Annotated in this window: 18 protein-coding genes; 13 read left to right on the top strand and 5 right to left on the bottom strand. The window is 33.2% G+C overall.

What is annotated here, in order from left to right:
* Positions 1-95 precede the first annotated feature (95 nt).
* The 3 genes from ROY99_02530 to ROY99_02520 all read left to right on the top strand — a co-directional run bounded on the left by ROY99_02530 (position 96) and on the right by ROY99_02520 (position 6,331).
* The gene (locus ROY99_02530; protein ID MDT3695238.1) at positions 96-4,265 is read left to right on the top strand and encodes a two-component regulator propeller domain-containing protein; all 4,170 of its coding nucleotides are present in this window, start codon (positions 96-98) and stop codon (positions 4,263-4,265) included.
* A gap of 166 nt (positions 4,266-4,431) precedes the next feature.
* Positions 4,432-4,593, top strand: a complete 162-nt coding sequence (locus tag ROY99_02525; protein ID MDT3695237.1) for a hypothetical protein — start codon at positions 4,432-4,434, stop codon at positions 4,591-4,593.
* A gap of 355 nt (positions 4,594-4,948) precedes the next feature.
* Complete coding sequence (locus tag ROY99_02520) at positions 4,949-6,331, top strand: T9SS type A sorting domain-containing protein (protein MDT3695236.1); 1,383 nt, start codon at positions 4,949-4,951, stop codon at positions 6,329-6,331.
* Positions 6,332-6,335: 4 nt separating this feature from the next.
* Here ROY99_02520 and ROY99_02515 read toward each other — a convergent pair whose 3' ends face one another.
* Genes ROY99_02515 through ROY99_02505 form a run of 3 tightly spaced genes read right to left on the bottom strand, consistent with a single transcriptional unit; the run spans position 6,336 to position 8,578 of the window.
* Positions 6,336-6,875: a carbonic anhydrase gene (locus ROY99_02515; GenBank protein MDT3695235.1), complete on the bottom strand. Its 540-nt coding sequence runs from the start codon at positions 6,873-6,875 to the stop codon at positions 6,336-6,338.
* An 18-nt stretch (positions 6,876-6,893) separates the two neighbouring features.
* Positions 6,894-7,592: a response regulator transcription factor gene (locus tag ROY99_02510; protein MDT3695234.1), complete on the bottom strand. Its 699-nt coding sequence runs from the start codon at positions 7,590-7,592 to the stop codon at positions 6,894-6,896.
* Positions 7,589-8,578 (bottom strand): HAMP domain-containing sensor histidine kinase, encoded by a 990-nt coding sequence (locus tag ROY99_02505; GenBank protein ID MDT3695233.1) that lies wholly within the window; start codon positions 8,576-8,578, stop codon positions 7,589-7,591. Before ROY99_02505 ends, ROY99_02510 begins: the two co-directional genes overlap by 4 nt.
* Before the next feature lie 151 nt (positions 8,579-8,729).
* Here ROY99_02505 and ROY99_02500 point away from each other — a divergent pair, with 151 nt between their 5' ends.
* Positions 8,730-10,208 carry a B12-binding domain-containing radical SAM protein gene (locus ROY99_02500; GenBank protein ID MDT3695232.1) on the top strand — a complete coding sequence of 493 codons (1,479 nt, stop codon included), beginning with the start codon at positions 8,730-8,732 and terminating at the stop codon, positions 10,206-10,208.
* Positions 10,209-10,302: 94 nt separating this feature from the next.
* On the opposite strand, the gene ROY99_02495 is transcribed toward ROY99_02500, so the two are convergent.
* Positions 10,303-12,504, bottom strand: coding sequence for a S9 family peptidase (locus tag ROY99_02495; GenBank protein MDT3695231.1), 2,202 nt, complete (start codon positions 12,502-12,504; stop codon positions 10,303-10,305).
* A gap of 184 nt (positions 12,505-12,688) precedes the next feature.
* Positions 12,689-14,644 (bottom strand): mechanosensitive ion channel, encoded by a 1,956-nt coding sequence (locus tag ROY99_02490; protein MDT3695230.1) that lies wholly within the window; start codon positions 14,642-14,644, stop codon positions 12,689-12,691.
* Positions 14,645-15,010: 366 nt separating this feature from the next.
* Between ROY99_02490 and tkt the strand changes: the two genes are divergently transcribed.
* The 9 genes from tkt (at position 15,011) to ROY99_02445 (ending at position 25,519) form a co-directional block, all read left to right on the top strand.
* Complete coding sequence (tkt, locus tag ROY99_02485) at positions 15,011-17,023, top strand: transketolase (protein MDT3695229.1); 2,013 nt, start codon at positions 15,011-15,013, stop codon at positions 17,021-17,023.
* A 187-nt stretch (positions 17,024-17,210) separates the two neighbouring features.
* The gene (locus ROY99_02480) at positions 17,211-17,624 is read left to right on the top strand and encodes a heme-binding domain-containing protein (GenBank protein MDT3695228.1); all 414 of its coding nucleotides are present in this window, start codon (positions 17,211-17,213) and stop codon (positions 17,622-17,624) included.
* Positions 17,625-17,629: 5 nt separating this feature from the next.
* The gene (locus ROY99_02475) at positions 17,630-18,328 is read left to right on the top strand and encodes a DUF6498-containing protein (protein MDT3695227.1); all 699 of its coding nucleotides are present in this window, start codon (positions 17,630-17,632) and stop codon (positions 18,326-18,328) included.
* A 39-nt stretch (positions 18,329-18,367) separates the two neighbouring features.
* On the top strand, positions 18,368-18,796 hold the full coding sequence (locus tag ROY99_02470) for a hypothetical protein (protein MDT3695226.1): 429 nt from the start codon (positions 18,368-18,370) through the stop codon (positions 18,794-18,796).
* 128 nt (positions 18,797-18,924) lie between these two features.
* Positions 18,925-19,605: a hypothetical protein gene (locus ROY99_02465; protein MDT3695225.1), complete on the top strand. Its 681-nt coding sequence runs from the start codon at positions 18,925-18,927 to the stop codon at positions 19,603-19,605.
* Positions 19,606-20,132: 527 nt separating this feature from the next.
* Complete coding sequence (locus ROY99_02460; protein MDT3695224.1) at positions 20,133-20,864, top strand: alpha/beta hydrolase-fold protein; 732 nt, start codon at positions 20,133-20,135, stop codon at positions 20,862-20,864.
* 21 nt (positions 20,865-20,885) lie between these two features.
* Positions 20,886-21,503 (top strand): phosphatase PAP2-related protein, encoded by a 618-nt coding sequence (locus ROY99_02455; GenBank protein MDT3695223.1) that lies wholly within the window; start codon positions 20,886-20,888, stop codon positions 21,501-21,503.
* Entirely contained in the window at positions 21,496-21,837 is a 342-nt protein-coding gene (locus ROY99_02450) for a hypothetical protein (GenBank protein MDT3695222.1), read from the top strand. Before ROY99_02455 ends, ROY99_02450 begins: the two co-directional genes overlap by 8 nt.
* Before the next feature lie 151 nt (positions 21,838-21,988).
* Positions 21,989-25,519, top strand: coding sequence for a hypothetical protein (locus tag ROY99_02445; protein MDT3695221.1), 3,531 nt, complete (start codon positions 21,989-21,991; stop codon positions 25,517-25,519).
* The last annotated feature ends 12 nt before the right edge of the window (positions 25,520-25,531 follow it).

The following is a 25,531-nucleotide window of genomic DNA, read 5'->3' as shown; positions in this document are numbered from 1 at the left end:
AGCTTATTTGCAACTTACCTGAAAAAATATTTTCTTAATACAGACATCTTTTTTTTGTTGTTCAATGAGCAGATGAAGTATAACATTATCAGATTATGGCAGAACTATTTTTAAATAAAGGGACAACAGTTTATTCTATCCTATTATTCATTTTTTGTTCATTACAGCATTTTTCACAATCACTTCCATTTAACCAATTAACAACAAGCGATGGATTATCAAATAATACTGTGTACAACATAATTCAGGATAAATCAGGATTTCTTTGGTTTACAACTGATGATGGATTAAATCGTTTTGACGGTTATCAATTCAAAGTTTTTAGAAATGATCAGAAGGATCAGAACTCTATTTCAGATAATACCACAATGGCAATTACAGAAGATTATGAGGGTAATATCTGGATTGGAACAAAGAACGGAATTATCAACTGTTATGATCCGGTATTTAACAGGTTTAAAAAATGGGATATAAAATCAACTGATGAAAAAGATAATCCCATAAACGTAATCCATATAGATGACAACAAATATGTATGGGTTGGAACCTATAGAAGCGGCTTATATCGACTAAATCCTGAAACCGGAGAAATAAAAAACTGGCATAATGATCCAAACGATAATAACTCTCTTAGCAACAACTACATCTCTGCAATTGTTGAAGATGAAAAAAACAATTTATGGATAGGCACCTTTTATGGTCTTAATAAGTTTAATCCCGAAGAATCCGAGAAACACTTTACCAGATTTTTCAATTCACCGGATAATACTTCTTCACTAAGTGCAAATACTATATGGGCAATAACCAGCTCCTGTTTAGAAAATAAAATATTGTACATCGGAACCATAAATGGGCTTACTATTCTTAACACGGAAACTGAACAATTAAACTCAATTGCAATTTCAAATCCCGATAATCTTATGTTTGGCACCGGCACAGGTTCGGTAATTGAAGAAATTGTTAACGGAGAGAGAATACTCTGGATTTACTCTTATGCAGGATTATTACGGTATAATCTTAGCAGAAATACTTTAGATAGATTTACGGCAAATAAAGAAAGTCAAAGCGGACTATTAAGTAATCAGATATATAGTATTTATAAAGATAATTCTGGTGTCTTGTGGATAGGAACTAACAACGGAATTAATTTTTTTTCTCAAAAGAACATCAAGTTTAATAACAAACTTAAGTATTCTAAAGAAAGATTTAATACTGCTCCAATATCTAAATGTGATGTTAAAGCAATAGCCAAAACACAAGATGGAACAATTTGGTTCGGAACAGAAAACGGATTTTATTTTACTTCGGGAACAGTTGGGAAGAAAACGATTAAAAAACATCCATCGCTGGCATCCGATAATATATGGTGCTTAACACCGGGACGTGAAAACGAATTATGGATTGGAACCTATGGATCGGGTTTGTACTTGTTAAACTATAAGACAAATAAGATTATTAAGAAAGCAATCGTTGATAATGTAATCAAATCTCCGTCAAAAAACTTCGTTAAGTCACTCTACAAAGACCGCAAAAACAGATTATGGATTGGATATTGGGGTATTGGTCTTGCAAGTCTGGATTTGGTTTCCGGCAAAGTGAAAAACTGGCTGAATGATTCTAACGATGAATATTCGTTAAGTTATGATGATGTTTGGGACATCTTTGAAGACAGCAAAGGAAGAATATGGATCGGAACAAACGGCGGGGGATTAAATTGTTTTAATGAAACGACAAACAAATTTTTCCGGATTAATTTAAGCAATGCCTCAAAATTTAAACTTAGCAGCAATAGTGTTTATTCAATTACAGAATCAACTTATAATTCTGATGAAAGCAAGTCTGTAATTCTTTGGATTGGAACCAACAGCGGATTAAACAAGCTTATCCTCGACTATCCAACAGACGAGCACTCGTCATCATTTATCATCAGAAGCATTAATGTTTATACTATTCAGAATGGTTTGGCTGATAACTCAATTAAAAGTATTGTGGAAGATGACAGTGGAAATCTTTGGCTTGGCACCAGCTCAGGCATTACATTTTTTAACACTAAAAATAATTCGGTTATAAACTTTTCAAAAGAAGACGGCATTGATGGAGTTGATATTAACAGCGAATCTGTGTTAAGGGTTGATGGAAATTTTATTTTGATTGGCAGTACTTCAGGATTAAATACATTTAACCCCTCAGAAATAATCCAGTCATCATACAAGCCAAAGCTTGTCATAAGCGATTTTCAAATATTTAACAGCTCAATCTCTCCAAGTGCAAATTCTGTTCTGACAAAAAACATTTTTTTTACAGATGATATTACCTTGTCGCACAAGCAAAATGTTTTTTCATTTGAATTTTCTGCTTTCGATTATAATAGTCCACATTCAATAAAATATGCTTACAGAATGGAAGGCTTTGATAAAGATTGGGTTGAAAGCGGCAGCAGAAGATATGTTACATATACAAATCTCAATCCCGGCAAATATACTTTTAAAGTCAGGTCAACAAACAGTGATGGTGTATGGTGTGATAATGTAAAATCAATTGCAATTACAATTACACCGCCGTGGTGGCAAACCGGATGGGCAATCCTTTTGTACTTTATTGTTTTTATTACCGGCGTGTGGGGAATTATAAAATTCCAGGCATACAGGGCAAGTATTCAGCAGGAATTAAAAACGCGTGAATTTGAATCATATCACTTGCGCGAAGTTGAACAGATGAAATCAAGATTTTTTGCAAATCTGTCTCACGAGTTCAGAACACCATTGCTGCTTATAAAAGGACCATTGGAATCATTACTGAACGGAAAGATAAGAGACAATATTCCTGTTTATTATAAAATGCTTCTGCGTAACACAGAAAAACTTCAACAGTTAATAGATCAATTACTTGAGCTTTCACAATTGGAAGCAGAGACAATTCCATTAAAGGTTGATTCGTATAATATTGTTGATGTAATTAAAGCGTGTTTTAATAATTTACAACCACTTGCCGAAGAAAGAAGTATTAACTTTGTTTTTTCGGCTGAAAAAGATTCAGTTTATGCAATGATAGATAAAGACAAGCTGGAAAAAATTATTAATAATCTGCTTAGCAATGCTTTTAAGTTTACACCCTCAGGTGGAAGTATTTATGTAAATATTAATTGTCCAGATAACAATGCTGATCAGATTACAGTTTCGGTTAAGGATACGGGAATTGGTATTCCCAATGAATTCCAAAACAAAATATTTGATAGATTTTACCAGATTGATAATTCATCCAAAAGAAATTTTGGCGGTTCAGGAATAGGATTAGCATTAGTTAAGGAATTAGCTACTCTTCATAATTGGGAAATTAATTTAAACAGTGTTGAAGGCGAAGGGACTGAATTTGTTTTGACAATTCCAATAAAGAGCAATCATTCAGCAGTATCAGAGAAATTAAAAGCGAATATCGAAACACAAGCCACTGAACATATTGATCCCTTATCCCCCGAACATTTTAGCACAGCTTCCGGAAACATAAATGAAAAATCTTTAATACTTTTTGTTGAAGACAATGAAGATGTAAGAGTTTATGTTAATGATCTTTTAAAATCTGATTATGATCTTCTGCTTGCTGACTGCGGTGAAAGCGGAATTGAAATAACAAAAAACAATTTGCCAGACTTAATCTTGAGTGATGTTATGATGCCCGGAATGGATGGGTTTGAATTCTGTAGAAGAATAAAATCTGATTGGAAGACAAGCCACATACCAGTAATTCTTCTTACAGCAAAAGTAGATCATCAAAGTAAATTGGATGGATTAGAGCTTGGAGCTGATGATTACATCACAAAACCATTTGAACAAAATGAATTATTAGTCCGCATAAAAAATCTTATTGAGCAAAGAAGATTGCTTAAAGAAAAATTCAGTAGAGATATAACCCTGCCCACTGAAACCGTTCCTTACAATAAGGAAGAAAAAGAACTCATCGAAAAAGCATCATCTATTGTTGAAAAATATCTTAATGATGAAAACTTTAACAGCGAGATACTTGCAAAAGAAATGTTTATGAGCAGAAGCCGGCTTACCAGAAAAATGCAGTCTGCGGCAGGACAAGGACCCGGCGAGTTTATCCGCAATTACAAACTTAACCGATCTGCCAGGCTGATACTTGAAAAAAAATTAAGCATCACACAAATCGCTTTTGAAGTAGGCTTCGGAAGTCCGGCTCAGTTTACAAGAGCATTCCAGAAACACTTTAACTGTCTGCCTTCAGAGTTTAACCAAATGAAACCGTAGAACAGACTCAAGCCTGTATTACACTGTTGCTTAACTAGTCTTAACACTTTACAGAAAGCAAATTATTTTTATTCGTTTTGCATCAAAACAGCAAAAGATTGAAGCGAAAAAGCAATTTACCCCCTCCTTAAAAAATTAATTTAGTAATTAAAAAAGAGACAATAAAATGAAGCATTTATCCACACAACATTTTTCTGGAAATGATAAAACCAAGACTCAGATGAGGAAAAGAGCAAGGAAATTTGAAATGAGTGTTTATGCTTTATTAATTATTGTTACTGTAGCTCTAATGCTGCTGATATTTAATCTTTTGTTAATGGAGGGATAATATGAGAAGTCAGTTAGAACAAAACATAAACATTATCAGGCGCGATTTTTTTAAAATCTTATATACTCTTCTTCTGCTGGCTTGGCTGTTATTTTCAGAGAGTAGCTAGATTATCAAAGCTTTAGCTATTAGACAAATAAAATGAAAAAAATCCTTTTGAAGTCAGATATTTTTATGCAAGATGTATTAAAGAAATTAACTAGAGACAGTTGTTGGCTGGAGGGATAAAATAACATTGCAGCAGTGATTAAGCTCTTAATTGCTGCTGCATATCCGGAAGAGTTATCAGCAGAGAAGTGACATAATTAAAACGCTGTTAAGAAATAAACACTATTAAAATTTTACGGAGCTTAATATGGAATTCAGAATTACAGTATTAGTAATATTGCTTGGTTTTATTCAGACCTTTCCGCAACAAGATGATTTTGAAAAATTTTTTAATAAGAAACTTAATACAAGAACAATCATTTCAGAAAAAACAACTGAGGATGTGTATCTTATTAAAGAAAGCATCGAGCAAAAATGGATCAACTCTGCATGGCTGAATACCAGCAGATATACATATTACTATGATTCAGTTAACTTCAATTATCTAACAACAATTGAAGCCTGGGATAATAATCAATGGGTAAACGAAACTCAGTACTGGACGGTTGTTGATGAAAATGGAAATATTATTGAAGAAATTTATAAAGCCTGGGTAGATAATGACTGGGTTAATTCCGAGAGATTCTTATATGAATATGATGGGAATGGAAATACAATTACTGAGTTAAGCCAAAGCTGGAATTCTTCTAATTGGGTCAATTCAAACAGAACCGTCTATACACATATAAACGACCATCTTACAGAGAAACTTTACCAGCAATGGGACAATACCAATTGGCTTAATGTAGATAGATATCAATACACTTTTGTTAATAACAATCTAACCGAAGAACTTTTTCAGCAATATATATCTGGCTGGAATAATGTTGAATTAATTCAAAATTCCTACGACAGCCAGAACAACATAATCGAAACACTTTATAACAGATGGGAAAATGATAACTGGTTTCTTGAATCGAAATTTACAAATCAATACAGTAATGGAAATCTTACAGTAGTAATACTCCAGGAAGGATGGATTGACACTATATGGACAAACATTGTTTTGCAAACGATAAACTACAACAGTAATCATTTGTTAATAGAATATGTCGCTCAATACTGGCATAGCATAAACGGCTGGATAAACCAACAAAGATGGGTAAGAACTTATACTCCTGATAACAAATTTTTAGAATGGGTAACTCAATTCTGGCAGAATAATAATTGGGAAAACTCCAGCAGGTTAATATCCACTTATGATGCTAATGGCAATGAAACTGTCTTTGCATGGGAAATGTGGGAAAACTCTGCCTGGCAGAATCATATACAGATATTGTATAACTACACTGTAGTTAGTGATATTGAAGAAAACTTAGGTAATGAATTTAATTATTCATTAGCACAGAACTATCCCAATCCGTTTAATCCATCAACCAGGATACAATATTCAACAAGCAGTATGCAGCATGTTTCACTAAAAGTGTATGATTTGTTGGGTAGAGAAGTTGCAACTCTGCTTGATGAATACAAATCGGCTGGATTTTACGAACTTGAATTTGATGCGAGTAAACTCTCAAGTGGAGTTTATTTTTACAAATTAAAAGCCGGAGATTATTTTCAAACAAAGAAAATGATTTATTTAAAGTAAGCTATTATTCCTTTATAAAATAAAGAAGATCGTCTTCAACCCTATAATACATTGGTGCAATCTGAATTTTGGGATATCGTTTTCTCAATCTGGCAGTTTCACTAAGTATAAAATCAATTTCATTGTTGATCTCAAACATTGGCGCATAGTTGTTAAAATGTTCTTCAGCTTGTTCAATACTCCAGCCGCCATTTTCAGCAAGTTTTTTTACAAATTGATCCTTTTTAGAAACAAGATTTACCATACTGCAATTGCTATGACCAATAAGTGCGATGTGCTTAACTCCACCGACAGAAATAGCAAATGAAACTTTAAATTCACTATATCTTAAATTAGCGCCTCCTGTGCGGATTCTGTACGTAAATTTTTCCGGTAGGTTGAGATTATTTCTATGATCCATACACATACCAATAAGTAGTTGTGCATCTGTGTAATTTTCAAACCCGCGGTTTAAATTATGATATTCTAAAAGTAATCCAATAGGAGTGTTTTGATAAACAGCAGGAATATCAGAGACTTTATTTATTTGAATTAATCTATCCATACTTTTCTCTAATTTAAATTAAATTTGATCCTGAAACATATATCCGGCGCTTCTTACACTTAAAATAAATTTCGGATCAGCCGGATCGTTCTCAAAATATTTTCTTAAACGTACCATAAAATTATCAATAGTTCTTGTTTCAACATCGGGTGCGGTGTTCCAGACATTTTCCAAAAGCTCTTTCCGGGTAACGATCTTATTTTTATTTAATATAAGATATTTCATTATCATTGCTTCATACGAGGTAAGCTGGAATTCTGTTTTGCCTTTTCTGCATTTAAAATTTTCAAAATTTATTTCGTTACCGCCAAACTTATAAATCGGCTCGTGTTTTACAACAGAGCTATACCAGCTTTTTCGTTTTAGCATCCCCTTTATGCGAAGCAGCAATTCCTTAAGATGAAAAGGTTTTGTAATATAATCATCAGCTCCAATTTCTAATCCCTTTACTTTATCATCAACACCGGTACGTGCAGTAAGCATTAAAATCGGCATTTGCGGATTTTCCTTTCTAATGAATCCGGCAACTTCAAAACCATTTAAGTATGGAAGCATTATATCAAGAAGTATGAGATCATAATTATTTTCAGCAAAAAAATTTATTGCCTCTTTACCATCCTTTGCCCAATCTACTTTATATCCTTCTTCCTTAAGGTTATATTCAAGTCCCATTGCGAGGTTTTCTTCGTCTTCAACCAATAATATTTTTGCGCTCATTGTAGTTTCCCTTTTTCCCTTTCAATCTCAGTTACCTTGCTTTTTCGAACTGGTAAAACAATGTTAATAGTTGTTCCTTTTGCTTTACCCTCACTATGCGCGGTTATTTTTCCTTTATGATTTTTTATAATCTCCTTAACCCAGTAAAGTCCGAGACCTGTTCCTTTTACATTAGGGATATCCTTATCATAAATTCTGTAGAACTTTTGAAAGATTTTCTTTTGTTCATTTGATGGCAGACCGATTCCGTTATCCTTAAAGGTTATCTCAAGTTTTTTCTGATTACAAATTATTTTTATCTCTAACTTTAAGCTGCCGGTTGAATACTTAATCGCATTATCAATCAGATTATCAAAAACTATTTTAAAAGAGCCGGCGTCAACTTCAATTTCGCAGCTGCCGGTCGTTTCAAGTTTAAGATCATTCCGGTTTAATCTGAACTGTGCTGCTGAATCTTCGATCAGTTTTGGCAGAAACTCGTTTGCCTGATGTAAGGCAAATGAACTTCTCTTTTTTTTGCTTTCAATTTTAGAAATCTCAAGGATTGAGTTAATAAGATTTTGCAGTCGTGCTGTATCTTTCATCATCAACTCATAAAACTCTTTTCTCTTTTCTTGGGGAACATCTCTGGAAACTAATGTTTCAAGATAGAGTTGAATTGATGATAACGGCGACTTTAATTCGTGTGTTACGTTATCGATAAAGTTATCATACAAACGTCTTAACCTTATCTGAACATTAAGGTGACGAAAAATTAAAACAAGACTGAACGATAATCCCACAAGCAGCACTATTCCGCCTACAAAAGGAAAAACGCTTGGGGTATCAATATTTATTTGTGGTGAAACAGTTTCACCAACCTGTTCAAAAATCAGATAGTTTGAAACATACCAGTAAATCCACAAGCCAAGAAGTGCAAGCCAAACAAGCTGTGCTAAAACAAATATTACAAGATTGTTAACAAAGTAATGTTTTCTGCGAATCATAAAAGATATTCTAAATTCCTTAACGCAATAATCAAATATCATTTTTATTCGGATGAACATCAAATATTGACAAAAGGGTTTTACAATTCTTTTACAAATATGTATCGGTTTTTTCTGCAGTTTTGATATATAATTTTTACGGAGAATTGTGATGAAAGTGCTGCTTGTTTACCCTGAAACTCCTTCAACATTCTGGAGCTTTAAGGAAGCATTAAAGTTTGTATCAAAAAAATCTGCTGAACCACCGCTTGGTTTAATAACAATTGCTTCAATGCTTCCTGAAGAATGGGATAAAAAATTGATCGATCTTAATGTTTCAAAACTTACAGATAAAAATATTTCGTGGGCAGATTATGTTTTTATCAGCGCAATGAATGTTCATCTGAAATCGTTCAGAGATATTATCAGAAGATGTAATAAGCTGGGAGTAAAAGTTGCTGCCGGTGGTCCGCTCTGTACAACGCAGTATAACGAGCTTCTTGGTGTTGATCATTTTATTCTTAACGAAGCTGAAATTACACTGCCGTTATTCTTAGCGGATTTGAAAAACGGAAGTCCAAAACACATTTACCAAACTGATGAATTCCCTGATATTTCGTTAGCACCGGTTCCAATGTGGGAGTTGCTTGATATGAAAAAATATGCATCAATGAGTTTGCAGTATTCCCGCGGCTGTCCGTATGACTGTGAATTTTGCAGCATAACTATGCTAAATGGAAGAAGACCCCGGGCTAAATCCACTGATCAATTTATTACCGAACTGAATCGTTTATACGAGTTAGGCTGGCGAGGCGGAGTTTCTGTTGTTGATGATAATTTTATCGGGAACAAAAGAAAACTTAAAGAAGATACTTTGCCGGCTTTAATCAAGTGGTCAAAAGAAAAAAAATATCCTTTCTTTTTTATAACTGAAGTTTCAATAAATCTTGCTGACGACGAACAGCTAATGAAGTTGATGGTGGAGGCTGGATTTAACAGCATCTTCGTTGGAATTGAAACACCAAATAACGAAAGCCTGAACGAGTGCGGTAAGAAACAAAACCTTAAGCGCGATCTTATACAATCGGTTAATCGCTTACAAAAAAACGGAATGCTTGTATCAGGCGGCTTTATAGTTGGTTTTGATAACGATACTGAAAATATTTTTGATGATCAGATTGATTTTATACAAAGGAGCGGAATACCAAATGCAATGGTTGGATTGCTGAACGCACCAACAGGAACCAAACTTTACAACAGAATGAGAGATGAGGGAAGATTACTCGATATGTTTAGCGGCAACAATATGGATGCAAGTATAAATTTTATTCCTAAGATGAATTATAAAAATCTTATTCAGGGTTACAGTAGATTGTTGAACACAATTTATTCTCAGGAGGAATATTATAATCGCTTAAAAATATTTTTAAAAGAATATAATGTACCAGAATGGACTCCGAAGATTATAAATCTCGAACAGCTAAAAGCTTTCGTAAGATTGTTATGGCTTCTTGGAATTATTGAGAAAGGGAAAAAATATTTCTGGAAACTTTTCTTTGTCAGCTTGTGGAAGTATCCGCGTAAGTTTCCAACAGCAATGACACTTGCAGTTTACGGGTTCCATTTCAGAAGAGTTATTAGAACAGTTTAATAATGCAAATAGCAAGCTGATGACACAGATCGAAATGATTCGCACTAATCTGTGTTAATCTGTTTAATCCGTGTCATCCGCGTTCTATTTCTTTTCACTCATTCACAAAATCTTTTCCAAGAAAATTCTTGTACCAGAACCTTACATATTCTGTTTGTGCGTGAACCCATTTAGGGAATCTGACTCCGTGTCTCTCATTTGGATAGAGCATTAGCTCAAAATGTTTATTCATATTTGTAAGCTTATCAGCAAGCTGAATAGTATTCTGCATATGGACATTATCATCAAGCGTACCGTGACTAATCCTTAACAAGCCCTTATATTTATTTGCATAAGTTAATGCCGAACCATTTTTATATCCTTCGGGGTTTTCTTCCGGAGTATCCATATATCTTTCTGTATAGACATTATCATAAAGACGCCAATCAGTAACCGAGTATTCAGCAACTCCGTGTGTAAAGTAATCTGCTCCAGCGGTTAAAGCCATACAAGTAACATACCCGCCGTAGCTTCCTCCGGTAATACCAATTTTAGTTGAATCAACAAACGGTTTAGTTCTTAGCCATTTAACTGCTTCTGAGTAGTCATTAATTTCCCATTTGCCAAGATTGCGATGAGCAAAATCCTTTCCTTTACCGCCAAAATATCCTGAACCCCGATAATCAACTTCAAAATAAATTATGTCGCTCTGAGAAAGAAAATATCTGTCAAGATAACCGGAAAAAGAATTTCTGACTCCAACAAAACCGGGCGCACCATAAACTGCAAACAATACCGGATATTTTTTGTTTGGATTAAAATTTGGCGGAAGTACCCACATTGCGGGTAAATTAATTCCATCATCGGTTTGTATGTAGAACAGTTCGGCTTTTCCAAGCTTGTATTCGTCAAATTCTTTTGCTTTGCTGTTACCAAGATTTCTAATAAGTTCTCCATTATTATCGTAAATATCCAGTTTGCCGGGAGTATTTATATCAGAATGAGTGTCGTAAAAATATTTTCCATTTGGCGATACTGAAGTTTTGTGTGTTCCTGAAATCTTTGTGAGTGCAGTAATTTTTCCGCCATCAAATCCAACAACATAAAGCTGGTTATCCACCATATTATCCTTGTTTCCGTCAAAGTAAACCCGCGAGTTTTCTTCATCGACTAATATGATATTTCCGACATTCCACTCACCTTTAGTCAATTGCTTTTTCAACTTTCCATTCATATCGAAAAGATAAAGATGATCGTTTCCGTCAGCTTGAGAACGTAAGATAAAGCCGGTATTGTTTTTTAAAATATGTATGTCTTCAAAAAAGTCAACCCAGGTTTTAGATTTTTCTTCATAAACAAGTCTGTTTTTTCCGGTTGAAGGATTTGCAGATAAAATCTGCAGATTATCCTGTCCGCGGCTTAATACTTGATAAAATAATTCTTTGCTGTCGGGAGTCCAGAAAGGCCATGCCGTGTATTGATCAGCAGCTTCGTCTTCTTCTATCCAAACAACTTTATTTGTGCTTATGTGTGCGATTCCCATTTTAACAAGCGGGTTCGGATCTCCCGGTTTCGGATAATGTTCCCATTCAAGTTCACCATGTACACCATCAGCTTTATAAAGCGGAAATTCAGGAACGGGTGAATCATCAAATCTTAAAAAGGCAATCATCTCACTGTTTGGCGACCACCAGAACGCGCGATAGTTTAATGAACGCCCGATTATTTCTTCCATATAAACCCAGGAAGCATATCCGTTATAAACAACATCGCTGGCATCGTTAGTTAATCGTGTCTCTACACCTGTTTCAACATTAACAACATAAAGGTCTTTATTTTTTGTATAGGCAGCTTTCTTTCCATCTGGAGAAAGCACCGGATTAACCTCTTCGTCTTTATCGTTTGTTAATTGTGTCAATTTTTTTTGCGGGATGGAATAGAAAAACAAATCATTGCTGCTGTAAAAAAGTAAACCATTGTAATCTTTTGTTATGGCGATATTTTCATCAGCAGAAAATTCTGCTTCATCAAGATTTGAATTGATAGCATTGAAATCCAATACTATAGCTTCAACTCCGGTTTTAGCATTAGCTTTTATAATTGCATTTGTTGAAGCGTCCTGCTTTTGAAAAAGATAATGCTCACCATCCAACCAGCCCTGTAAACGCGGTAGCTGCTTTAATATCCGCGGCTCGCCGAACATATACACCTGATTAAAAGAGAGTTGTTTCTCCTGTGCTTTTGTAATCTGTCTGACCGGAATTACTAATACAACGATAAACAGAATTAATGAGAAATATTTAAATGTCCGATACATTAGCTACTCCTGATGCTATTAAATAAACAAATGAAATCTCTGCAATAAAATTATCCGAAGCATAGGATAATGCAAACTTTAATTATTCATTAAATTTTGCTGATTAAAACAGCAATAAATTATTAAACAACAAATTATTCTATTCAGCTTCATTTAACAAAAGCTATAAAAACATATTCAGTCATTATGAATCATTTCCCTTTTGCTTACCAAAGAGATTGATTCCAAGAAATTTAAACGGAGGAGCCTGATACTCTTTGGATAAATATTCTTGTGGAATTGTAGTTTGATTACCATCCCGTACAGCACTATAGTTAGGGGACATAATTTCAACTCCTGCCTCATTAAATTTATCTTGTATTTTTGAATGAAGCTCAGAATAAATTCCACCCATAGAACCGGAAGCATGTGTATATGCATTAATCTCATATGCAACAGAGAAATCATCAAGTCCGGTTTGTTCAACAAAAGGTTTCGGCTCTTTTAATATAAGATTAGTTTCGCTGGCAGCGGAAATCAGCAGCTCATGTACTTTTCTCCATGGAACATCATATCCGATTGTTACAGTAGTATGTAATATCAGTCCTTTGTCTTCAGCAGATGAGCTAAAATTAATAATATGGCTGCTAAGCACCATCGCATTTGGAATTGTAATATCAACATTTTTATTTGTTCTTATTCTTGTTACCAAAAGTGTTTTATCAACAATCTCACCCATTGCGTCAGATATCTTAACCTTTTCTCCCAGCTTGAAGGGCCTCATATAAGTTAGTAATACTCCAGCAACAACATTGGAAACTGCAGATGTTGAACCTAAAGAAAACAATATTCCAACGAAGATAGAAATACCCTGAAAGAATGGTGAATCTGAACCGGGGAGATATGGAAATATTACTATTACGGCAAGAATTATAATTAAAAACCGTACTATCTTAAATGTTGGTATTGCCCATTCACGGGGGAAGGAGGGGAATTCTATTTTTCCACTATGAATTTCTGTAAATATAAATTTTATAAACTTTATTATGTACCTGAATACAAAGATGAGTACTATTATAAAAAACAGATTCGGTAAAAATTTTACAAATGAATTTAGTACAGAGATTAATGGAGTTAAGATATATCCGAAAAGTTTATCAGCCCACGTTGCGGTAAACTTAAACAGACTAAAAATAATTGTTATATACAGGTATAGAAGAATAATCTGAATTGTAAACCTGAGCACTTTATTAATTAAAATTAAAAACTCAACTGTTCTGTCAGCAGACAATAATTCAACCGATTTGATTTTTACAGATTGTATTTTTGTTCCCTTCCAGCTTTCATATTTATCATTTAGCAAACTGAGAAGAGAGTTGACACTCCTAAATAATGTAAAGAAAAGTGCGGAGTAAAAAATCAGTAATGCCAAACTTTTAATAATCGGCTGAAGATCCCATTGACGGGTATAAGGCCATAGTAGTAGTGTTTGTGTTATGAATAAATAAATGGCAAATAATATTAAGACAAATCTTAGTCCCCGTAAAAGTAAGATAATGATTGTAACAATAGTTGATGACTGAATAATTGCCTTATCTTTAAGAGTTACTGTTTTGATTTTTGATTCATCAAGCTGTTCAATTTTCTTGTATAATCGGGGAAATACTTTAGTTGTCAGCCAGAAGAAAACAATTAATAAAATTAAATAAACAAGAGTATATACTCCGTTTTTAATCATACTGTTCTGACTGTAAATCAACCTTCTTTCATTTAACTTTTTTACAAGAGTGCTTCTGTAGCTTTCAGCAAGTGATATTTCAGTAGTATCAGCAACGGCAGCATCATCTTTGGTCACTACAAATAAAACCTCATCAAAAAGCTGAAGCAGAACAAAATCTGTTTGCTGCACAATTTTTATTGAATCGTAATCAATTGTGTCATTTGATGCAATGGTTTTGATCTTCGAATTAATTTCATCTGCCCGCTTTTCAGGACTAAAAACACCAAGACTTGCCTGAACATAAAAAAGAGTGTCAGTATCCAATACGATAGCGAATTTATTAAGACTATTATTTAATGATTGAGAAAATGCTGATCCCAAAAAAGTAAGGGAGATCAGAATTATCTTAAAAACTGATAAATATTTTTTTACTATGTTCATATTTCCTCCGAACAATATCATTATTTCTGATTTAATAGTTCACTGCGTTATTTTATTGTATAAAATGCAATTGTTATTGAAATATTTTCTTTTTATTTAATTAAAACTTTGGCGGGTAAAATCAACTGCATAAAGCTAAACAAATTTTTAATATTAAACAGGTAAAATTATCACTGCAAAAAATTCATTTCGGGCAGAACTACAATAATAAAGCCCCCAAAACATAGTCATAGACGAACAAAAAGAATTTTGATAGAAATAATGAAATAAGTAAAACAGTAAATCCACAAAGCTAAAAAGTTATTACGAAGCAAAAATTTTTTTATCTTAGCTAATTCAATTTAAAATTTAACCGGAAATAATTTTATGTCAGATTCATCAGCAAATATAGAACAACTTACAATCAACACTATCCGCACACTTTCAATTGATGCAATACAAAAAGCAAACTCAGGACATCCGGGAATGCCAATGGGAATGGCACCAATTGCCTACGCACTATATTATAAAGCAATGAAACATAATCCTTTAAATCCTAAATGGATTAATAGAGACAGATTTGTTCTATCTGCCGGACACGGAAGTATGCTTTTATATTCTGTTCTGCATTTAGCCGGTTACGATATATCAATAGATGATATTAAAAACTTTAGACAATGGGAAAGCAAAACTCCGGGACACCCTGAAATTGATCGTTCTCTGGGAATTGAAACTACAACAGGTCCATTGGGTCAGGGGTTTGCAACTGCAATTGGAATGGCAATAGCGCGAGATTATCTTGCTGCTCTTTTTAATAAAGATGATATTAAGCTAATTGATCATGGTATCTGGGGAATTTGCAGCGATGGAGATCTGATGGAGGGAATTTCACACGAAGCTGCTTCACTTGCCGGGCACTTGAAATTAAGAAAACTTGTTTTCTTTTATGATGATAATAAAATAACTATAGACGGCAAAACAGATATTTGTTATTCAGATGATGTTGCAAAAAGATTTGAATCTTACGGCTGGCAGGTGCTTTCTATTAATGATGTTAATGATATAGCCCTGGTTGAACGAATTATTAAAATGGTCCGTTCAAGTTACGATAAACCAACTTTGATAATCACAAAAACACACATCGGATATGGAAGTCCGAACAAGCAGGATAAATCATCATCACACGGCGCACCTCTAGGCGAAGAAGAAGTAAAGTTGACCAAACGCAATCTCGGAATGCCTGAAGATAAGACATTTTATGTCCCCGATAAAGTTTACGAACATTTTAGAGAAATTATTGTGTGTGGAAAAGAAGCAGAGGATATGTGGAATGAGAAAATTAATGAATACAAAACAAAATATCCCAGAGATTTTACTCTGTTTGAATCAGTGATGAATTCTAATTTCAATTCTGAATGGCTTAATCATCTTCCCAGGTATGATAACTTTGATGAAAAAATTGCAACAAGAGTAGCATCAGGCAAAATTCTTAATGCAGCAGCTGTTGATATTCCAACTCTTATCGGCGGATCAGCAGATCTGAATGAATCAAATATGACAGAGATAAAATCTTCTAAATCATTTTCTGCAGAAAACAGAATTGGAAGAAATATTCATTTTGGAATTCGTGAACACACAATGGGAGCTATAATAAACGGTATGGCGATTTATGGCGGATTAATTCCATTTGGTGCTACATTTTTAATTTTTTCAGATTATATGCGTCCCGCCATTCGGCTTGCTGCACTGATGAAACAAAAAGTAATTTATATCTTTACTCACGATAGTATTGGTCTTGGCGAAGACGGACCAACACATCAGCCAATTGAACAACTGGCATCTTTGCGTGCAATGCCCAACTTAGTTGTGCTACGCCCTGCAGATGCAAATGAAACAATTGAAGTCTGGAAGTACGCATTGAATCACACTGGCGGACCTGTAGCATTGATCCTAACCAGACAAAAGTTACCAGTAATAAACAGGAAAAAATATGCTCTTTGTGAAGGAGTAAAAAACGGTGCATATATAATTAAAGATTCCAATGGTAAACCTGATTTGATTTTGTTGGCTTCAGGTTCCGAAGTTTCGCTATGTATTGAGGCTGCAGAAGCGCTTCAGACAGAGGGAATAAAAACGAGGGTTGTGAACTTTGTAAGCTGGGAAGTTTTTGAAAATCAAGCTGAGGAGTATAAAAATTCAGTTCTACCAAAAGATGTTAAAGCAAGGCTTTCAGTTGAAATGGGAGTATCACAGGGATGGGAAAAATATGTTGGAGATTATGGGGATAGTTTAAGTATTGAGAAATTTGGGGCTTCTGCACCCGATAGTGTTTTATTTAAGCAATATGGATTTACAAAAGAAAATATTATTTTTTTAGCAAGAAAGATTCTGAATAGTTAAAGTTTTATTAATGTCCGGGCTTAGGAAAGATTTTACTGAAAAAGAATGGAAAAAATGCTGTGGAAATTTTTGTAAGGATTGTAATATTGCCGATGCTTATCGAAAAAAATTTGGCAAGAAAAAGGGTGAAAAAAAATTTCTTAGGGATCATAAAAAATATTAATATCAAAATAGTGGAAGATCGAATATGAAAAAACTCATAGCATTTCTGATTGTAGTATTAGTCGGTATTCAGTTTATCTCGGTTGAACAAACAAATCCCCCTGTTCAATCTGAGATTTATGCTCCTACTGAAGTTAAAACCATTTTTAAAAAAGCTTGTTATGATTGTCATTCAAATGAAACAAACTGGGTTTGGTACACTAAAGTTGCACCGGTATCTTTTCTTTTAGCTAAACATGTAAAAGATGGAAGAAAGCATCTTAATTTTTCTGAGTGGGGTTTATATGATTCTAAAAAAGCTCAGAAAAAAATGGAAGAAATCTGGGAAGAGATTAAAGACGAAGAAATGCCGCCATGGTTATATCGAGTTGGTCATAGCGAAGCAAAGCTGACACCGGAAGAAAAAAATACTATTCGTAATTGGGCAACGAATAAATAAACTAAATGAACAGAAAAAAATCTGGTTTAGGATTTTCTCAGTTTTGGTCGCAGGTTGATTTTAAAAAGACTTCCACTTTAACATTAATTTTTTCTAACATCCTTGTAATTTTCTTCGCTATTGTTGATGAAATCTCAGCAATTGAAGTGTTGTGGATTTACTGGTTTCAGAGTGTTATCATCGGAGTATTTACATTTACAAAAATGATAACCCTTAAAGATTTTTCTACTGAGGGATTTAAAATTGGGAATAAACAGCCTGTTCCAATAAGAGCTGCTGCTATATCAAGTGCAATTTTTTTCTTTTTCCATTATGGACTCTTTCATTTTGTATATGCAGTTTTTCTTGCCAGTTTTTCTGCCTTAAGTGTTTTTTCTGTAAGCAGTAACAGTTACATATTTATATTAATTTCTGCCGGAATATTTTTTATAAACTATTTAATTGAGTTCATTAAATCCAGAAAAGAAGAACCGGATGAGAAACCTAATCTCGGAAAACTAATGTCTGCTCCTTATGCAAGGATAATCCCGATGCACTTAACTATAATTTTCGGGGGCTTTATCGGATCAATTGGTCAGGCATTTTCAGCCAATACAAACATTGTAATTGTTGTTTTATTTACAACAATAAAAACAGTTGTGGATTTGATAACTCACTCGATAGATTTTTCAAGGCGTAATCCAGTCGGGGCAGCTGCAGAGTAATGATTTGACAACGCATTTACCTTTTATTATTTTTATTTCGTGAAAGCGATATTTCAAATATTGATCTTCTTTTTTTCCTTTAGTTTAGTCTTACTTTCCCAAACAATCAAAGAGCATTCAATCAATTCTGAAAATGATTCTTCCAAAATAAAATCAAGTGTAAAAAATATAGAGCAGATACTTGTTAACTTTGATGAGTTTGAGCTTTATCATAAATTCTACGATTATAAAAATCAGATATCATTGGATAATGATCCAAACACAGTCTGGTTGAAAACCTCAGTGCTTGTTTCAAAATATGAAAATTTTTCTCAGGATTTCTCACCATATTTTTTGGGACCCTTAGAACAAAAATATCAAAGGGATTCAAAGTTTAATCTGTTCAGATATGCTTTAGGAATGATCCAAACCGGTGCTGCCGGTTATCTTGCTTATAAACATATTAAGAAATATGGACTACGGAAGTAATTCGCTCAAAGTAAATATAGTCCACAAATCAGATAATTTTTCCACTCCTGAATTATTCCAGCAATAAGGAAACTTTTATAAAGCCTCCTCTGTCTTAATCAATAGTTAAAATTAAAAGTGAGGTTAGTATGAAAAGGTTAGTTAGGATTTCTTTTTCGGGAGAGGGTTATCTAAGACAAATTAATGTCTTAACTTCTCTACTACTAGCAGCTACATTATTTGCGTGCAGTTCAGTATATCCGCAGGATGAACAAGCCAATTCAGATAATTTAATACCAGATAAATCTTTTTCCTTTAAAGAAAACGGAGCACACTGGAGAGTAGATTTTAATGATGATGAAATATCTGCTTTATTTAAAGATGGAGTTAAAATTCCGTCCGAAGAAATTGATCAGTACAAAAAGATGATTTTTAAAAACCTTAATAAATTAACCTGTGAGCGTGATTATCTGGTTGGTATCATTCCTAAGCTTAATTTTGATTCAGATAAGCTTAAAGAAGATATTGAAAAGTTAAGAGAAAATTTTAACAAGGATAAGTTCTTTAACTTCAAGCATGATTTTGACAAGGGAAAGTTTAAAGAGGATATGAAAAAATTTGAAGAACAGATGAAAAAATTTAATGAAAAAGAACTCGATATGTATTTTGATTCAGAAAAGTTTAAGGAAAAAATGAAAGAACTTGAAAACTTATTGAAAAAACTGCCGGTTCTTCCGTTCCTTTCAGAACCTGATTGTGAGAGTTATCTTGAAATAAAAAATTTTGAAGATGAGTTAAATTATTTCAGTGAATCATTTAGTGATTTATAAACTATACGAGACTGATAATAAAACAAGTCTCATTTGCCTCCCGAAGCCCGCAAAAAACTGTGGGCTTTTTTATTTTGTATTCGAAAATGAAAAGCACCTGAGGGAAAATTGAAAGATTAATTTAGGATATTATTGTAAGATTGGAGAGTAAGTTCTTTTTTAATGAAGAATTATTGCTGGTTGTATTTAATTAATAATTCAAATTGGGTTTAAAAAAAAAGTCCCCGATGTTGGGGTGACACATCGGGGGAGTACTGATAATAAGTTTGGGGGAGAACTCATTACCAAGTACAATTTCAAATCTATTACAAAGATAATATGATGTTAATAAAATGCAAATGAAATATTTTTAAATTTCAAAAATTTTGTGTGGTTAAATTTTTTTAAGGATAATATTTTTAGGAAAAACATTGTTAAAGTTAAATTATTAAGTCTAAATAGCTATTAAAATCAGGAATTATTTATTTTAAAAATTTAAGTCATTTACTTACTTTCCCATATATCAATTCATTCAATTAGGAGAATAAATGAGCCGGGAAATACACCGTTGGTACAGCCCAAATTTAAATAAAGAAATGGAAATTGTTGTTTACGGTCATTATGGTTTTGCATTACTAATGTTTCCGACTGCAGCAGCAGATTATCTTGAATATGAAAGATTTAAACTAATTGATACTATAGGCGGATATCTGCATGATGGAAAAGTAAAAGCTTTTTCAATTAATAGTATTAATAATGAAAGCTGGCTTAATAATAATATGCATCCAGCTCATAAAGCTATCCGACATCAGCAATATAATCGATATGTTGTAGAAGAAGTTGTTCCTTTTATTCATAATCATTGCAAAGGATTAGTTCCTATTGTAACAACCGGCGCTTCACTTGGTGCGCTGCATGCAGCAAATAATTTTTTCCGAAGACCGGATATTTTTTCAGGCACAATTGCAATGAGCGGCAGCTATGATTTGAAGGGATACTCAAAAGGTTATTATGATGATAATGTATATTTTAACTCACCAGTAGATTATTTACCAAGATGGAATGATGAGAACATGTTCAACCATATGAGAAAAGGCAGAATTATTATTGCAACTGGTCAGGGAAACTACGAAGATCCAAACGCATCAAGACAGCTTTCTGATATTTTAAATGCACGAAGAGTTAAACACTGGCTGGATCTATGGGGATTTGATCAACCGCATGATTGGCCAACATGGAGAAGCATGCTTCCGTATTTTTTAGGTCATATAAAATTTTAATAATTAATTTTTATGGGGCGCATGAACTGGAAGGATTTCTTATCTGATAAAAGGAATAAAATTGAATTTATTATAAGTTTAGTTTTGTTGACCGGGATTTTAGCTGTTTTGGCTTGGTACATTAACTATGTTGAACTTAGACAAGGTGTAGTTTTTAATGATCCTGTTCTTGAATTATTTAATCCGATAAACTTAACCTGGTTTACTTTCGGTTTGATCTATTTTGCATTGATAATTGCAATAGTATCATTAATAAATAATCCAATAAAATTATTGTTTGCGCTTCAGCTTTACTCACTAATGGTTTTCGTAAGAATAATTGCAATGTATTTGCTGCCATTAGACCCGCCCGAGAAAATGATATTGTTAAAAGATCCTTTTGTAGAATTCTTTGGCTCAGGACAAACATTAACAAAAGATTTATTCTTCTCCGGTCATACAGCAACGTTGTTTATTTTATATCTTGTTTCGGAAAGTAAAAAAAACAGGTTGTTTTTTTTAATCAGTACGATATTAGTAGCAGTATTTGTTTTACTGCAGCACGTGCATTATACAATAGATGTTTTTTCTGCAGTCTTTTTTACTTACGCATGTTATAAGTTATTAGTTAAAATAAATTGCAAAAAAGTTAATGAATAATGAACTAAACAGTGAAGATATCAGCTCGCTACAAAAATTTGTATCCAAAGATTTTGTAATTAATGATTATTCATCACTCATCCCAGATAGCGATTTTAAAAGACTTGAAGAATTCCGGGAATATCTAATCAAAATAATGAAGAATCTTTTAGAGAATAATTACAACCTTTTGATAAACACATTGTATAGAATAGATATTAGTGAGGAGAAATTATCAGAATTGTTTTCATCAAATAACAATGAAGCAATCCCTGATAAATTAGCTGACTTGATCATTGAAAGGCAGATACAAAAAATTAATTTTCGTAAACTCTATCGTAATGGTAATCTTTAGCCTTAGCTGGGGTCAAAAAATGGCAGTAATATTTACTGAGTGTAAAAATTTGTTAAATTGAAATTTATCTGCACAATAAGTAATTTCATTTTCAAACATTATATATTTATTTGGATTTTCGATAATATAGGCATACTTAACAGGAGCCGTCATGGGTATATTTGAGAATAAACGACGTAAAGAATTAGAAAAAGAAAAAGAAGAACTTCTTATCAGATTAAATAACATTTCTGAAAGAGAAGATAATGTCAGACAGCTTAACGATGTATTGAAAAAAATGCGTGTTGAAGTTGCTGATTTGAATGAAAGAAAACTTAATCTTTCAGGTGAGATAGAATCTTTGCGCGAACAGAAAAAGCAAATCAAAGTTGATATTGAAACCTTGAACAAGGAAATCCTGAACTTAAAAAATCTTAAACTCGAAGAACAGAACACACTGCTTGAGTATTCCTCCCGAATAGACAAAATTAAAAATCAAATTAGTAATGATGATATTCTGAAAAATCTTGACATTGAATCAGAGTCTGAAGAATTTAACCATAAAAGCAAACAGTTAGAAAGCTTAAGCTTTGAGTATGAAGATTTACGCGATAAAATTTTTACAGCCGAAGAAAGAATTGATGAACTAAGCTCACTGGAAGATGAACTAAGCTGGAAGATCAAGGAAAAGAAAAAAGAACTTGAATCACTGAATAACGAGAAATTAAGGCAATCTTACAGGGAAGCAAATGAAGTTGAAGATAAGATCATAGACTTAGCCCAGGAACAGAAAAAAATATTAGATGATATACAGAACAAACAAACTGAAATAACAGAGCTTAATAAAAGATTATTTGATCTTAAAGAAAAAGAAAATTCATCTAAGGATATTATTAAAGAACTGAACGAAGAGCTTGAAGAAAAACAAAAGCAAGCTGATTTTCTTGGTGAAAAAATAAACGGCTTATATGAAGAAGAAGATTCTAAGAGAAAAGAAATAAGAGAATTAGTTAGAGAAGCTGATGAGCAAAAACAAAAAGTTGATGTTCTGCAATCAAGAGTTCAGGCTTTAGAAGAAGAGGAAAAGAAGAAAAATTCATTGCTCGGCAGAGTATTCGGTCATATAAAATCTAAAGAAGATGTTTCCGATGAGAAAAAACAAAATCTGGATGATCTTGATAGAATCGGAAAAGAAAGACTTCACTGGATTGAAGAGATTTCGCGTGAGGCAAAAGAACAAGAACTCCGCCTGCAAATAATTAAAGAAGAAATTGAGCGATTAACTAAAGATGAAACAGATAAATCAGAGAGATTAGTCCTTCTTGATGATCAGATTAATTTAAATGAAATGCAGCTTGATCAGAAACGAATCAGATTCAGAGAAATTGAACTGATGGAGCAGGAAAAGATTGATAAGATTTCAACACTTGCAAGCGAACTAAGTGCACAGGAAACTAAGGCAGACGATCTTAGGAAAGAGCTTTTATTTCTTAATAGCCAGATTGAGGAAAAAAATTCCCTGCTTATTGAACTAACCAGTCAAATAGCAAACAACGAAGAGATAATAAAACAGAAATCAGGTGAATCACAGCAGTTATTATTGGAAGAACAAGATAAAAAAGACAGAATAGAAGAATTAAATATCGAAATCTATGAAAAAGAAAATCAGGTTGATAAATTAAAAGACAATCTTGCAGTTGTTGCAGAAGAAGTTGATGATAAAAGAGATGAGTTAAATGATTTGTTAAATCAGCTTAAAGAGACTCAGGAATCATTAACAGAAAAAATGCTGCCGGCACAATCAGAATTAAATAGAATTACCAATGAAATAGATTCCAAAAAAACAACACTGGTCGAAATTCTAAATCAGATTCGAAATGAAGAACAGCAGTTAGAAGCAAAACAGCAGAAGCTGGCTGAACTTGATTTGAAGGAAAGTGAATCATCAGAAAAATTAGATCAGTTGATTAGTGACATAAAAACTCATGAGCAGAAATATAGTTTGTTGAAAGAAGAATTTGACACACTTTCATCGCAGGAGAGCACCAAACGAACAGTACTGGAAAATATTTCTAACAAACTTGAGCTTAGCAAACAGGAAATCGAAGAAAAAGAAATAAGACTTTTGGAACTTGAGAAACAGGAGTTTGAGTATTCAAATAAGCTTAGGAGTTTTGCGGAAACTTTAAAGACCGAAGAGGAAAAATCAAATCTTCTGCGTGAAGAAGTACTGAAGTTAACTGAAGAGAATATTCAGAAAAAAATTAAACTTGAAGAACTTATTGCCGAAATTGATGAAAAAACTGCAGGGGTTTCAGAGAGAATAATTGAACTTGAAAATACTGAATCGTTAAAAAGAGCAACCGTTGAACAATTAGAACGCCAAATAGAGAAACAATCTTTTGATGCTGAACATTTAAGAAGCACTATTGATGAATTAAGTAAGGCTGAAAAATCAGCACGACAAAAAGTTGATGAGCTTGCTGAACAGATTAAAGAAAAAGTGGACAGGCTTAATCAAATTGAAAATAACTTTGCAGCAAAAGAAAACGAAGCACAGGGATTTGAATTCCAATTGGCTGAAAAGTTAAAGGAGATCAATGAAACCACAGCACGGCAGCAGAAAATTTTTGAAACTATTGAACTCAAACAAAAAGAACTTTATGCTGTTGAAGAGTCGTTAAACATTAAGGCAAAAAGACTTGAAAAACTTAATCTGGAAGTTGCAGAAAATGAAAAGAGACATTCAGAATTAATGAATGAAACCCGCCGGCTGGAGGATATGAAAAATGATCTGCACAGAAGAACTTTGCTTGAGCAGGAATCTTATGACAAATTGAATAAAGAGAAAGAAAAAATTAAAGAGATACTTCCTTTACTTGAGCAAAGACGAGAAGAAATCGAGAAAGGTAATATTGATCTTGAAAACCGGTTCACTAAAATGTTTCAGAAGTTTAATGCAGAGATGAATGAAGTTACTAAAAAAAGATCTGTTATAGATCAGATTGTTTTGAAGAAAGAAAAGGATATCGAGGAGAAAGATCACATTCTGTTTGAAAAGATGAATGCAATTGAAGAAAGTGACAGACTGTTAAGTATGAGACAAGCTGAAATTGATGCCTTTGAACAGATACTTAAAGCCTTTAATGAAAAGAAAGAAGAACTGAGGAATGAACTTTTGAAGCTTGATGAGCAAATAGTAGAAAAGAAGAATTCTAATGATGATGTAAAACTTGAAGCTGAACTTATCTTAAAAAAGAGGACTTCAGTCGAACAAAATCTTCAGGAACTGATTAATAACATGAATCAGAAATTTGTTGAAGCAAAAGAAAAACGAAGCAAGATTGAAAAAGAAGTGAGAGTATATGAAGAAAAAGCTGATGAATTGAATCAGAAAATTTCTGAATCAATGGACGAATTGGTCGAATTGCAGTCAGCAATCAGTATGATTAAAGTTGAACACGAAGAACACCGCGGAAGTATCATTAAGCTTGCAAATATGAAAAAGAAACTTCAGGAAGAAATAGCTAAAAGTCAGAGAGTTTTGCAGAGATATCAGAAGATAAGAGAAAAGCTAAAGATTGAACAGACTATACTGAAAAACAGACAGGATTCAATTGCTAAAAGAGTTAATGTCGGAGATGATTTAAGCACTCCTGACAGTTTAGACGATACTGAAGCAGCAAAAATATTTAAAATTTAATTTTTTGATGTT

Source organism: Ignavibacterium sp. (assembly GCA_032027145.1).
Taxonomy (GTDB): domain Bacteria; phylum Bacteroidota; class Ignavibacteria; order Ignavibacteriales; family Ignavibacteriaceae; genus IGN3.
Note: the sequence above shows the minus strand (reverse complement) of the source record. Positions and strands in the feature narration are given on the sequence as shown.